This is a genomic window from Undibacterium pigrum (assembly GCF_003201815.1).
Lineage (GTDB): Bacteria > Pseudomonadota > Gammaproteobacteria > Burkholderiales > Burkholderiaceae_D > Undibacterium > Undibacterium pigrum.
Genome location: NZ_QJKB01000010.1, coordinates 159452 through 172235 on the forward strand (window position 1 = coordinate 159452; position 12784 = coordinate 172235).

The following is a 12784-nucleotide window of genomic DNA, read 5'->3' on the forward strand; positions in this document are numbered from 1 at the left end:
ATCTCCTAAAACTGGAAGTACAAAAAGGGAATCGCTTTTTGCCCGGCCAGAACCACGACAGCATAAGCAAAAGTCAGCACTGGCCAGGTCATGCTCCAGCCTGCGAAACCCAGGCCGCCCTGCTTGCCAATTTTGGTGGCGGGATAGACGACGCAAATCAGGCCCAGCACAAAGGTCAGGATGATGCTGGGGCGCAGTGCCTGGGCAATGGCATCACCCATGGCAACGCCGTGCATGCCAAACTGGCCTGCCCAGATATCGGTGGCGGTTGCAAAGCTCTCGGCACGGAATACTGTCCATGCCAGCATGACCACCAATAAGGTCAGGGTGCGCGACAAATAATTGGGCATGGACAAACCACGCTGCGTAAATGCACGGTCGCAGCACAGGGCCGTGCCCTGGATAATGCCCCAGATCAGGTAGTTCCAGTTTTCGCCACCATGCCAGAGACCGCCTATGGCCATGGTTAGCAAAAGATTGATGTAGGTACGGGTCGGGCCACCACGGTTACCGCCCAGGCTGATGTAGAGATAATCGCGCAGCCACGACGACAGTGTCATATGCCAGCGCCGCCAGAAATCCTGTATCGATACCGCCAGATAGGGATTATTGAAATTTTCCTGGAAGTCAAAACCCAGCATCATGCCCAGACCTATGGCCATGGCGCTGTAACCGGCAAAGTCAAAATACAGTTGCAGGGTATAGGCTGCACAGCCTGTCCAGGCATCGATCAAAGTTGGGTTGTGCAGACCGAATGCCAGGGTCACGATGGGTGACAGGGTGTCGGCAATCAAGACCTTCATCGAAAAGCCGACCATGAAGCGGCGAACACCAGCGGCAAACTTATCGATGGAAAAAACCCGCTCACGCAATTCTGTATCGATGACCTTGTAGCGTACTATCGGGCCAGCAATCAGATGCGGGAACATCGCCATATAGGCACTGAAAGAAATAATGCTGTACTGCGCATCCACCGTTTTGCGACGCACATCAACGATATAGGAAATCGCATGCAAGACGGTGAATGACAAGCCTATAGGCAGCATCAGGTTTTCCCACGGTATGGTGGGCATGTCGCGGCCGGTCAAAATGGTATTGAGTGAATACACCAGCATATTGGTGTATTTGTACCAGATCAGCGAAGACAGATTGAGGACGATGGCAATCACCATCAAACGGGTTTTGCGTTGCTCGCTCTGGCTCTTGTCTATCAGTATTGCTGCACCCCATGCGAGCACCGTCAGGGCGATAATCAGCAACAGGAATTTTGGCGTCCACCAGGCATAAAACAGCCAGCTACCCACCAGCAGGGTGTGATTTCTAAAGCGCTGGGGCGTGACGAGATAAAGCGCAAAGAATAAGGGGAGAAAGAGTGTGAGAAACTCCAGGGACGCAAATACCATAGCCAGAACCCGTATTCAGATCAGGACGTACTGTCGCGTACAAAGAAGGTCTGGCGTGCTTTTTTGCCAGGCATGATCACCACGCTATAACGTTCACCTGGCTGCAACTGGCCCAGGTCTACTACTTTGCCTGCATCCTTGGCATCACAAACTGCCTGGGTTTTCAGGCCGATGGGGTTGACCAGGCGACGCTGCAGGCTGGCTGGCTTAACAGCTTCCAGTATGGCCGTGTTTTTTTCTGCCACATTCAAAGCGGCAGCATTGCAAGACTTATCCAGGTTCAGCAAGGCAACAGAAGCCTTGCTGGCATTGAAATCGGTAGGTGTATCCTTGACGACCACAGTCTCTATTCCTGTGCCATTGCTGACGATGGCAATCGTCACGAACTCACCTGGTTTGGCAACCACTTCCACTGCCGCCTTTGCATTGCCTACCTGCACATTGGCAGCCAGTTTGGCACCGGCTTTGACTGGATAAAAACGCGAAATCCTGCCATCACCCTGGGCTGTCAAAGCCACTTTGGCTGCGCCGTTGACGACATTGGCTTTATCTTCACTTGCATTGAGAAACCTGACAAAGGATGAATCCTGGGCCGGCCCGGTTTCATACAGGGGATTGTCGGCGCGTGCAGCCAGTGTCAAGGTGGAGGCCAGGCAAGCGAAGATAAGCTTTTTCATGGGTGATCAGAGTCCGTATTTATTTTTTGATGGTTTGCAAAACTGCAGGCGAAGAAATCGCATTGCCAATTGCCGCACCCCAGGCTTTGTAACCCGCCAGGTCAAAATGTTGGCCATCAGAAGATGCCCACTCACCCGGTTTGGACAAGGTCAGCGAGTCTATGTAAGTACAGGGAGCCACGATCTCGGACAAATAACCCGACATTTCTTTAGCGCGGGCAAAAGTCTTATTGAACTTGCCGCCTTCAGTACCCCATGCCGGGCCTACCCAGACGCAGCCAACTGCATTGTTCTTGACACCTTTGGTCAGGCGTGACACTTGTTGCCAGATCCATGTCTTAGGCAATTCAGGTGCAGCATATGAGGCCATGGTGTCGCCATTGACAACGACAACCAGATTTGGTTTGTAGGTTTTTACCAGCTCATTGAATGGACGTGTCATCGCATCCTGGCCTGTTTTGACTTCTACCGGGCCATCCTTGATACGTGCCGCACCACCGCAAGGCGACTGGCTTTTTACCATCCAGTCACCAGCGGCAACGCCGCAGGCACCGAAGGAATAGACCACGGCACCCTTGCTCATCAAATCGTCATGCAGGGTGGTGATCAGGTAATCTGGAGTTGACATATGGCTATCGCCAATAATCAGGACGGTCAGTCCGGCTAATAGTGCGCTCATAATATGTTTTCTTTTAAATATTCATTTAAAAAATATTCGCCGTTTTTACGCCAGTCTTTTGACAAGCCTATGGACGAACTCTGGAAACTGGATATTGCATTTATTTACATTCCATTGCATTTGCTTACAATTAACTTGTAGTGATCCCAAGCTCAGAACCAGGGACAGATATTTATGCAAATACAGCAATAAAATCTAGTGTAAACAAACCGGATTGAAATTCTAGCTAGTTGACGAAAGTTCACAAATACATTTTCTAAAGCAATAAATTTAAGCAGGGAAATTCCAGGCTTGTTTTCATGTAATTTGACTACTCGCGCGTGGAGAATGGCACAGGAACATGCAATTAGTGCTAAGCTTGAGCAAGCTGAAGATTAAGCGGCTGAGCAGCTTATTTTTCAGGCAAGCTCCAAGTAATATGGATCAAACTTGCCCGTTTCCGGAATTTAATATGGGCAGCCCTGATTAATCCCTTATAATTAAGCAGTTATGACAAGCGGCGGCATGTAAATGCTGCCCGTTTTATTTATGGCTATCAAACATTTCCTGCAGTTCTCAGATTTCACCTTGTCCGAGTTTGAATACGTGATGCAGCGTGCCCGCATCATCAAGCAGCGTTTCAAGGCTTATCAAACTTACCACCCTTTGCTGGATAGAACCCTGGTGATGGTGTTCGAGAAAAATTCCACCCGTACCCGCCTGTCATTTGAAGCGGGCATGCATCAACTGGGCGGCGCTGCAATTTACCTCAATACCCGCGACAGCCAGCTGGGCCGCGGCGAGCCGGTTGAAGATGCTGGCCAGGTCATGTCGCGCATGTGCGATATCATTATGATCCGCACTTTTGAGCAGGAAATGATAGAACGCTTTGCTGCGAATTCGCGCGTGCCTGTCATCAATGGCTTGACGAATCAACATCACCCCTGCCAGGTACTGGCCGATGTGTTTACCTATATCGAGCACCGTGGTTCCATCACTGGCAAAAAAGTGGCATGGATAGGTGACGCCAATAATATGCTGTACTCCTGGCTGCAGGCAGCGCAGGTATTCAATTTCCATCTGCATATCTCTACGCCCAAAGGCTATGACATGGATATGGCACAGGTGACAGCAGACCCGTCGCAATACACAGTATTTGACAGCCCATCCGACGCTTGCGCCGGTGTTGACCTCGTCAATACCGATGTCTGGACCAGCATGGGTTATGAAGATGAAAACCAGGCCCGCCTGAAAGCCTTTGATGGCTGGATAGTTGATGAAGCAAAAATGGCCCGCGCCCATCCCGATGCTCTGTTCATGCACTGCCTGCCCGCGCATCGCGGCGAGGAAGTGTCTGCCGGTGTGATCGATGGCCCGCAATCAGTAGTCTGGGACGAAGCCGAAAACCGCCTGCATGTGCAAAAGGCCTTGCTGGAATATTTGGTGGTTGGCGAGATTCGCTGATATTGTTTCGACCACGGTAATTTTTGGAAAAGACCTCTCAACACTGAGGCACAGAGACACAGAGAAAAACAAGAGAAAATCTTGTGACATGAGATTTAAGCTAATTCAACAAGATACCTCCTTGACTCAATGTCCCGTTAATCATTTTGTAATTAAGTAGCAAGATCAAATTAAAGGTAATCATAGTCACCAAAAACAGATCAATGCACGATGCTTTTCTCATGCTTTTCTCTGTGTCTCGGTGTCTCTGTGGTGAGCTTTTAGGTCTTCAGCATAAAGTTAGTTTAATTTTGAAAGCACATCATGAGCGATACTAAAAAAGTCGTCCTCGCCTATTCTGGCGGTCTGGATACCTCTGTCATTTTGAAATGGCTGCAAGATAATTATCAGTGCGAAATCGTCACTTTCACTGCCGATCTGGGCCAGGGCGAAGAGCTGGAACCAGCACGTGCCAAAGCCATCAAGTTTGGCATCAAGCCTGAAAATATTTTTATCGATGATGTGCGTGAAGAATTCGTACGCGACTTCGTCTTCCCTATGTTCCGTGCCAATACGGTGTATGAAGGCGAATACCTGCTGGGTACATCCATCGCCCGCCCACTGATCGCCAAACGCCTCATCGAAATCGCCAAGGAAACTGGTGCAGACACCATTTCCCACGGTGCGACTGGTAAGGGTAATGATCAGGTGCGTTTCGAGCTGGGTGCCTATGCACTGATGCCAGGCATCAAGATCATTGCTCCATGGCGTGAATGGGATTTGCTGTCCCGCGAAAAACTGATGAAATATGCTGAAGATGCAGGCATAGAAATCGACCAGAAACATAAAAACGGTGGTGCGCCCTACTCCATGGATGCCAACCTGCTGCACATCAGTTTTGAAGGCCGCCATCTGGAAAACCCAAGTGCCGAAGCCGAAGAATCCATGTGGCGCTGGACTGTTAGCCCTGAAGCTGCACCAGACCAGCCAGAATACCTGGATGTAGAATTTGAACGCGGTGACATCGTTGCCCTGAACGGTGTGCGCATGTCGCCAGCAACCGTGCTGACAGAACTGAACCGCCTTGGTGGCAAACACGGCATAGGCCGCCTGGACCTGGTGGAAAACCGTTACGTCGGCATGAAATCCCGCGGCTGCTATGAAACGCCAGGCGGCACCATCATGCTGCGCGCTCACCGTGCGATAGAATCCATCACCCTGGACCGTGAAGTCGCCCATCTGAAAGATGACCTGATGCCACGTTACGCCAGCCTGATTTATAACGGCTACTGGTGGGCACCAGAGCGCGTCGCGCTGCAAACCCTGATTGACCATACCCAGCACACAGTCAATGGCTGGGTACGCCTGAAGCTGTACAAGGGCAATGTCATCACGGTATCACGCGATTCCAAAACCGATTCGCTGTTCGACATGAACATCGCTACCTTTGATGAAGATGGCGGCGCCTACAACCAGGCAGACGCTGGCGGCTTCATCAAACTGAATGCATTGCGCATGCGTATTGCTGCCAATGCCCGCGCAAAACGCGGTCAGTAAAGCCTCAACAAAACCTGAATATCTAAAACTATTCCCGACCCGCCCATTCATTTGCGCGGGTCTTTTTTTCGGAGTTATCCTACATGTCTACCCAATTTGATCAAGTCAGCGTCGTTAAAAAAGCCAATCTCTACTTCGATGGCAAATGCGTATCCCACACGGTTTTGTTTGCCGATGGCAGCAAAAAAACCATAGGCGTGATCTTCCCCTCCAGCCTGGTATTCAATACTGCTGCTGCCGAGATCATGGAGCTGAATGCAGGCAAATGCCGCATCCGCCTTAAAGGCGAAACTGAATGGAATACCTACGAAGCTGGCCAGCAATTCAATGTACCAGCCAATTCAACTTTTGATATTGAAACTATCGAGACGCTGGATTACGTTTGCCATTTCATTTAATACAAGCTAGCAGGCATTGATATCCACAGCCTGCTTCTGTCGGTTACTCCTTGCAAGCCGCATCACCATTTAATTGATAGCACTGACAGGCTAATTCCCGCAAACGCTGGCGCAATGCCAGCGGCTCGATAACTTCCAGCTCCGGTCCTATCCCCAACAGCATTTGCGCCGCATGCTCTATGGTTTCTATGGGCAAATTAATGGTTTGCCAGAGCGCATCTGATTCTGGAGTAATTGAAGTATCACGCTGATTCTCTACCGCTTGCGCAGCAAAGGCCCCCAGCTTGGCTATCCTGTCCAGGCCTGTAGCTGACACACGCAGATGTGCATTGTTTGATCTCAGTTCCGCTTCAAACCTTGCTGTCGCTTCATTCCAGAAATCTGGCAAGTCAAAGTCATCAGGCCTGTCAAAATTTTCATCCTGCACTTGCATGTCAGTGATATGCACAACTTTGAAGATGCGGATTTTTTTAGGGCTGCTGGCGCGGCTCTGGCTATTTGCCACAAGATACCAGGCACCTGCCTTGAGCACCAGGCCCAGGGGTTCCATTTGCCATTGCCGCAATCCTGACCAGCTTTCATACCTGCTCTTTATTCTCTGCTGCGCCAGTACGGCGCGGGCAATGCGTGGTAACTCTACGGTGCTTTGTTCATTGCGGTACCAGTCATTGGTATCCAGATGAAAACAGTCTGCGATACGGCGCGAGCCTTCGCGCAAGCTGGGCGGCAACGAGGCCATGAGTTTGCGGCTGGCTCTTGTTGCGGCATTGCCCAACCCCAATGCAATCGCTGGCCCCGGCAGCCCTATCATGAACAGTGCTTCGGCTTCATCATTTTCCAGGCCGGTAAACTGGCTGCGATAACCTGCCATCAATTGAAAGCCACCATGCGGCCCACGGTCACTTTGCACCGGGATACCGGCAGCACTCAGCTCATCAATATCACGGTAGATAGTGCGCACCGAGACTTCAAATTCAGCAGCCAGTGCCTCGGCAGCGATCTTACCGCGCAATTGCAACAAGATCATGATGGACAGCAAACGGCTGGCACGCATAAATAACAACTCCCGAATAATTCCTGACATTCTTTGTCAGGAATTGCAGCCTATCATGGCTACGCTTTTCAGAACAAGCTCAATCAAGGAGATACGCCATGAGCGCAACAAGCCACGATCTACAAAGAAGAATCTTGCTGCAAACCGCAGCAGGTATAGCCGTCAGCCAATTAGCTGCCAATGAGGCAGCAGCAACCGAAAGCAAAAAAACCATGAACAAGAAACTGCACAATGGCAAGCCTGGTGAATTTGATTTTCTCAGTGGCTCATGGAAAATCAGTCACAGGCGTTTGAAAAACCGTGTCACCAAAGAATGGGATGTATTTGAAGGCGAAGCCACATGCTGGAGCATACTTGGCGGCGTCGTCAGTGTAGAAGAACTGCGCATACCGGCACGCAACTTCAACGGCATGGGTTTGCGCATGCTGGATGTGGAAAACAAGCAATGGTCAGACTTTTGGGTCAATGGTCGCGCAGGTGTGCTTACACCGCCCGGTGTCATTGGTGGCTTTGAGAATGGCGTCGGCGTATTTGAGTCAGATGAAGAAGAAGACGGCAAGTCCATCAAGGTACGCGGCATCTGGGACAATATCTCGGCCACGACTTGCCGCTGGCAACAGGCTGCTTCCCGCGATGGAGGAAAAACCTGGGAAAACAACTGGATCATGGACTGGGTGCGCGTTAGCTGAGCTCAGGATACAGCCAGTTAGCGAATGAATGCTGACGGCTTTTTGTATATGTAGCGAGGCGGTGGGCGGCAAGGCCCACCTCGCCGCGCTCATCCCCTTCAAAGCATCAATGTATCTTTTCCAAAGCTGAATCCAGCACCTCAGGGTTGAAACCACGAATCTGACGGTTACCGACCAAAATCATGGGCACCATTTCACCCTTCAGTTGCTTGAATTCTTGCCTGGCTTTTTCAGATTCGTTAATGTCCATTTTCACGTAAGCAATATTTTTTGCTTTCAGGTATTCCTGAGTCTTGGCGCAGTAGGGGCAAGTCGCCGTTGCATACAGTACAACTTTCGTTTTAGCGTCAGGGAAATACCTGCTGTAGTCGCCCTCGATATAAGCAGGCGTCAGCCAGCGTGGAACATTCGCCGCAGCCAAGCCCACTGCCAAACCGGCAGCAAGTATCAAAACATAAGAGGCGATTGATTTCATTCTCTGTTTTAGCATTTTTCCATCTTTCATCGATAGGTCAACTACTTTGCAGCATGAGTGTCACGAACAAGTTTTAATGAGGAATTTCAATAACAAGCAGACAAATGTATGAGCTGAAATACTGGCTGAAATACAGTCCAGATGTCATCGAAAATAGTAGTGAACAATATTCCGGGCTAGCAAACATTGTCAATATAAATATTAAATAAGTATATTCAATAAATACATATTGACTTGATGACATCGTTTAAATAATATCAACAAATTGAGATTACTCTCAATACCACGACATTTGACTTTCAAACAACCTTAGGAGTCAGTAATGAGCAAAATGAAAAAAGCATTGTTTACATTTTTTGTCGGTGTTGGTATTTCTTTCGGTTTCGCAGGCAGTGCATCTGCCCTGATCCCATGCGATGCTTGCATTGCCTGGTATGAAGAATGCCAGAATGGCGACCAAAATTCTTGCGCCCTGTTCAACAAACCACTCTATCGTTGCTCCTGGTGCATGATCTGAAATCACATCTGATCAAGACAAAGAAATAATCATGCAGCCTGGCACTTGCGACAATACGCACACCAGGCTGCTCTGCAAGATGTTCAATCTCCCGTAAATCTGCTGTCCCCGCATCAAACAGACTGGCCAGCCCCTAAGTTTTTCCGGCCTGATAAGCCTCGATTTGCGGCAACAGTGTCTGACGCCTTGCCAGGCTGTTAGCTGACCAATATTTCTCCCTGTCATAATATTGCAGCATTGCTGGTGCGCCTCCATCAAGATTGACCCAGGCTTGTTTTGACTCTGTATAGATGTGTATATCTGGCGGTAAATAATCTGGCTGATCAAGCGTACCCACCCGTACAAAGCACAATAAGGGACCAGCACCTGCATAATTGCTCCAGATAGCAACTCTGCATGCCGGGCAGCGGGCAAATAACTGACCCTTGCCACTTTCTGAAGGCACCATCACCATTTCTGGTTCTGCCCTCAGGTTTTGTAGAAAATCAGCTTCTATCATTGCATTCAGTGCAAAGGCGGTGCCGGTTTCGCGCTGACACCAACGACAATGGCAGCAATGCACAATCAGTGGTTCGACTAGCATGCGGTAGCGTAGTTGGCCGCAATCACACCCACCTTCGATAGGATAAATTGATGTGTTTGTCATCTGCGTCTCCCTATTTTTGTACCCGGCAGTCAGGCTATCAAGCTTCGACAAGCGTATCGCTAGGTCATTTGCCAATGAAAACCAAAACGAGCAAGGCAGGGAATGCCTGCAGGACCTTTCACATCAGATAGCGCTTCAATGTTTCTGCTGTAAAAACCGCACCAGCTCTGGCGAGCTCTCCAGTTCATACTTGACCAGCAAATCTCTGTACTGACCAGAGGAAACAAAGTTCCTGAATTCCCGGTCAAAACCACCCCGTAATGCATCTAGTTTCTTGACTTTGGAAAATCCCAGGTAGCTGGGCACAACATCAATGGCGACGGGTATTTGCACGATTTTTTCAGCCATTTCCTTATTTCTGGGCAGTTTCAGCAGATAGGCTGCGGAGTAATAATTACTGGGGAATACGTCTATTCTCCCTATCAGTAATTTTTTCATGCTTTGCTCCAGTTCATAGGCTTCATCGATTTGCAGCCTGGGCCGCGCTTCTTCAAATCTGGCGCCATAGCTGATCTTGCGCACCGTACCTATACGCATGCCTTCCAGGCTAGAAAAATCGCCTTTGAATACGACGCCAGTATCTTTTTTTGTATAAAAGTAGACCATCTGCGGAATGATGGATTCACCGCTGAAGTCCAGGAATTGCTCGCGTTCATGCGAATGAAAGATGGTGAAGACGCAGTCGCGAGTCCCCGACCTGACCATTTCCAGGGAGCGTGCCCATGGATAAATTTCCACTTGCAAGTTGTGGCCAAGATTCTTGAAAACGGCACTGACCAGCTCCACGGCAAAGCCTTTCACCTGATGATCAGAGTCTTTATAAATCAAGGGAGGGTAATCCAGTGACACACAGCGATAAGTCTCGGCATGAGCAGAAACCGGCAGCAATATGCCGAGTAGCAACGCCAGCAAACATCTTTGCTTCACGCTCACCCCCCACCTGTTTTACCACAGCATACGATGTGCCCGCCCATTCAACATGCCAGACCTAGTGCGCAGCGCTGCAGACTATGTAAAGTGTAGCACCTGACTATCAGGCCGGGATGGCTACGATGGTCTTTGAGCTCATGCATGATGGCATATGACGCCCAAACAACAGTATTAACCATGTTTGAGCAGGTCCATCCCTTCTTGGGGACCTACAGATGTAAACCAAAACGCCCCAGGCCAAGGATGCCGATGACACCAACGGCAATGAGATAGAGTGCCACAATAAAGCTCACGAGTTTGGGCTTGATGAGGATGCAAATGCCAGCAACCAGGGCAAGAACTGGCATCAGGGTGAGGTGTATATTCATGTAGAGCTATTTCACTTAAGCAAGTTGATGATAGGCGGCAATTATTTGCCAGCCATATAGTTCCACAGACTCATCGTATGTTCAAGTGTGGCATCTGACGATGTGGGATATCTCAACTATTCAAATATCAAAGACCTTGTTTTTTACACAATCAGCCAACATCCTGTTATCGTAGTGACTTGCTATTTCATCTACAACCCTTACTCTTTTTTTTGCGGAGCATCATATGGCCAGCAATTCCATCGTCCACGGCATCGACGTTTCTCACTATCAGGGTACAGTCAACTGGTATGAAGTAGCAGCCGCAGGAACAGGCTTTGCCTTTGCCAAGGCAACAGAAGGCACTAGCTATCAAGACCCGCAGTTTGCAAATAACTGGTTCGGCATGCAGGCAGCAGGCATACTGCGTGGCGCTTATCATTTTTATCAAGGGAGTGACGACCCAGTCGCTCAGGCGAACGATTTCATTCATACGGTAGGTACCCTGTCAGACTATGACCTGCCCCCGGTCATCGATCTGGAAACATTAGGTGGAGCCAGCAGCGCCGCATTGATAGCAGGCGTGCAAACCTGGCTCGATACGGTAGAACAAGCACTAGGGCGTACACCCATGATCTACACGGACACGTCGTTCTGGGATGAATACATGAACAATCAATTCTCCAGATATCCCTTGTGGATCGCAGAATACGGCGTATCCCAGCCCAGGCTGCCCAATGGCTGGGCCAGCTGGACCTTCTGGCAAAACTCACAATCAGGTACCGTGACTGGCGTCAATGGCCAGGTTGATACCGATGTTTTCGCTGGCTCCCTTGCAGATTTGCAGGCATTTGCCGCAAGAAGATAAGTATCGCCGCTGAAGCTTTAAAAGCACACAGCCAGATAACTGGTAAATTGCGCACATTTGCCAGTCCTGCACTTTTTTGCTTTGATGCAAAAGACCCTAGGTCTTATAAATAGTTTTCATGCCGGTGATAGCTTCCATGACTTTTTGGCGCAGCTCTGGTGGCTCCAGCACTTCTGCTTCGTTTCCAAAGCGCAAGATATCGGCACAAGCCATTAACAGCGACCCGACTGGCATGGTCGCTGTGCACCAGCCTTCTGCATCAGTTTCAGTGGATAACTGCATTTCTGAAAACGCATACGGCGACAAAAAATGCTCCCGCCACTTCACGCCCATAGGAGAGAGGCGCAGCGTCGCCATATTCCTGTGCATGTCGCGCTCCAGCCTTTCTGTCGATTTGCGCCAGTAGGCTGCCAGGTCAAATGGGCCTGGCCTCTGGAAGCGCTCATCCAGTACAACAATTTCCTGTATGCGCGAGATTCTGTAGGTACGCGGAAGTTCATCGACTTGAGCGACCAGATACCAGGAACCGGCTTTCATGACCATGCCCAAAGGCTCCACCGTGCGCTCGCGCATGCCTTTCCAGCTTTGGTAGCGTATCTGTATCCGCTTATGTTCCCATACCGCATCTGCCACCAGAGGCAGGTATTGCGGCTGTTCTGACTGAGAAAACCAGCTGGGCGCATCAAGATGAAAGCGGGAACGCATTTCCAGTGCGCCTTCACGCAGGGAGGCGGGCATGGCAGACAGCAATTTGTTTTGCGCTGCCATCATGACAGAACCCAGACCCATGTCACTTGCCGCCCCTGCCAGGCCGCTCATGAACAAGGCTTCGGCCTCCTTGGCCGACAAGCCATTCAACTGCGTGCGATAACCATCCAGCAAACGATAACCACCGCCAGACCCGCGCTCGCTATAAATAGGAATGCCCGCTTCACTCATGGCGTCGATATCGCGATAAATGGTGCGCAAATTAACGGCACATTCTTCTGCCAGCTCAGGCGCAGTAGCAAAACCGCGCGCCTGCAGGATGGCAAGGATGTTAATCAAACGACTGGCACGCATACGTGGGCAAAGCCTTATTTTTATACTAATCTTAAAACACTAGCAAATATTAACTCAACC

General features: G+C 49.8%; 15 protein-coding genes. 6 read left to right on the forward strand and 9 right to left on the reverse strand.

Annotated elements, in window-relative coordinates:
- Nucleotides 1-5: 5 nt before the first annotated feature.
- Genes DFR42_RS23260 through DFR42_RS23270 form a run of 3 tightly spaced genes read right to left on the reverse strand, consistent with a single transcriptional unit; the run spans nucleotide 6 to nucleotide 2759 of the window.
- Nucleotides 6-1403 carry an MBOAT family O-acyltransferase gene (locus DFR42_RS23260; RefSeq protein WP_110257437.1) on the reverse strand — a complete coding sequence of 466 codons (1398 nt, stop codon included), beginning with the start codon at nucleotides 1401-1403 and terminating at the stop codon, nucleotides 6-8.
- A gap of 20 nt (nucleotides 1404-1423) precedes the next feature.
- Nucleotides 1424-2080 carry an alginate O-acetyltransferase AlgF gene (locus DFR42_RS23265; RefSeq protein WP_110257438.1) on the reverse strand — a complete coding sequence of 219 codons (657 nt, stop codon included), beginning with the start codon at nucleotides 2078-2080 and terminating at the stop codon, nucleotides 1424-1426.
- Nucleotides 2081-2099: 19 nt separating this feature from the next.
- Nucleotides 2100-2759 (reverse strand): SGNH/GDSL hydrolase family protein, encoded by a 660-nt coding sequence (locus DFR42_RS23270; protein ID WP_110257439.1) that lies wholly within the window; start codon nucleotides 2757-2759, stop codon nucleotides 2100-2102.
- Nucleotides 2760-3287: 528 nt separating this feature from the next.
- Between DFR42_RS23270 and argF the strand changes: the two genes are divergently transcribed.
- The 3 genes from argF to ppnP all read left to right on the forward strand — a co-directional run bounded on the left by argF (nucleotide 3288) and on the right by ppnP (nucleotide 6136).
- Nucleotides 3288-4202 carry an ornithine carbamoyltransferase gene (gene argF / locus DFR42_RS23275; protein ID WP_110257485.1) on the forward strand — a complete coding sequence of 305 codons (915 nt, stop codon included), beginning with the start codon at nucleotides 3288-3290 and terminating at the stop codon, nucleotides 4200-4202.
- Nucleotides 4203-4505: 303 nt separating this feature from the next.
- A complete protein-coding gene (locus DFR42_RS23280) occupies nucleotides 4506-5738 on the forward strand; it encodes an argininosuccinate synthase (RefSeq protein WP_110257440.1) in 1233 nt (410 codons plus the stop codon).
- An 83-nt stretch (nucleotides 5739-5821) separates the two neighbouring features.
- Nucleotides 5822-6136, forward strand: a complete 315-nt coding sequence (gene ppnP / locus DFR42_RS23285; protein WP_110257441.1) for a pyrimidine/purine nucleoside phosphorylase — start codon at nucleotides 5822-5824, stop codon at nucleotides 6134-6136.
- 43 nt (nucleotides 6137-6179) lie between these two features.
- Here ppnP and DFR42_RS23290 read toward each other — a convergent pair whose 3' ends face one another.
- On the reverse strand, nucleotides 6180-7190 hold the full coding sequence (locus DFR42_RS23290; RefSeq protein ID WP_110257442.1) for a helix-turn-helix transcriptional regulator: 1011 nt from the start codon (nucleotides 7188-7190) through the stop codon (nucleotides 6180-6182).
- A gap of 98 nt (nucleotides 7191-7288) precedes the next feature.
- Between DFR42_RS23290 and DFR42_RS23295 the strand changes: the two genes are divergently transcribed.
- A complete protein-coding gene (locus tag DFR42_RS23295; RefSeq protein ID WP_110257443.1) occupies nucleotides 7289-7879 on the forward strand; it encodes a hypothetical protein in 591 nt (196 codons plus the stop codon).
- A 106-nt stretch (nucleotides 7880-7985) separates the two neighbouring features.
- Here DFR42_RS23295 and DFR42_RS23300 read toward each other — a convergent pair whose 3' ends face one another.
- The gene (locus tag DFR42_RS23300) at nucleotides 7986-8384 is read right to left on the reverse strand and encodes a glutaredoxin family protein (protein WP_110257444.1); all 399 of its coding nucleotides are present in this window, start codon (nucleotides 8382-8384) and stop codon (nucleotides 7986-7988) included.
- A gap of 292 nt (nucleotides 8385-8676) precedes the next feature.
- Between DFR42_RS23300 and DFR42_RS23305 the strand changes: the two genes are divergently transcribed.
- Entirely contained in the window at nucleotides 8677-8871 is a 195-nt protein-coding gene (locus tag DFR42_RS23305) for a hypothetical protein (RefSeq protein ID WP_110257445.1), read from the forward strand.
- A gap of 133 nt (nucleotides 8872-9004) precedes the next feature.
- Here DFR42_RS23305 and DFR42_RS23310 read toward each other — a convergent pair whose 3' ends face one another.
- From DFR42_RS23310 to DFR42_RS23320, 3 genes are all read right to left on the reverse strand, one after another.
- Nucleotides 9005-9517: a GFA family protein gene (locus DFR42_RS23310; RefSeq protein ID WP_110257446.1), complete on the reverse strand. Its 513-nt coding sequence runs from the start codon at nucleotides 9515-9517 to the stop codon at nucleotides 9005-9007.
- 135 nt (nucleotides 9518-9652) lie between these two features.
- Nucleotides 9653-10444: a substrate-binding periplasmic protein gene (locus tag DFR42_RS23315; RefSeq protein WP_170133651.1), complete on the reverse strand. Its 792-nt coding sequence runs from the start codon at nucleotides 10442-10444 to the stop codon at nucleotides 9653-9655.
- 212 nt (nucleotides 10445-10656) lie between these two features.
- Nucleotides 10657-10815 (reverse strand): DUF3096 domain-containing protein, encoded by a 159-nt coding sequence (locus tag DFR42_RS23320; RefSeq protein ID WP_110257448.1) that lies wholly within the window; start codon nucleotides 10813-10815, stop codon nucleotides 10657-10659.
- A gap of 226 nt (nucleotides 10816-11041) precedes the next feature.
- Between DFR42_RS23320 and DFR42_RS23325 the strand changes: the two genes are divergently transcribed.
- Complete coding sequence (locus tag DFR42_RS23325; protein WP_110257449.1) at nucleotides 11042-11662, forward strand: glycoside hydrolase family 25 protein; 621 nt, start codon at nucleotides 11042-11044, stop codon at nucleotides 11660-11662.
- A gap of 96 nt (nucleotides 11663-11758) precedes the next feature.
- Here DFR42_RS23325 and DFR42_RS23330 read toward each other — a convergent pair whose 3' ends face one another.
- Nucleotides 11759-12724 carry a helix-turn-helix transcriptional regulator gene (locus tag DFR42_RS23330; protein WP_110257450.1) on the reverse strand — a complete coding sequence of 322 codons (966 nt, stop codon included), beginning with the start codon at nucleotides 12722-12724 and terminating at the stop codon, nucleotides 11759-11761.
- Nucleotides 12725-12784: the final 60 nt, after the last annotated feature.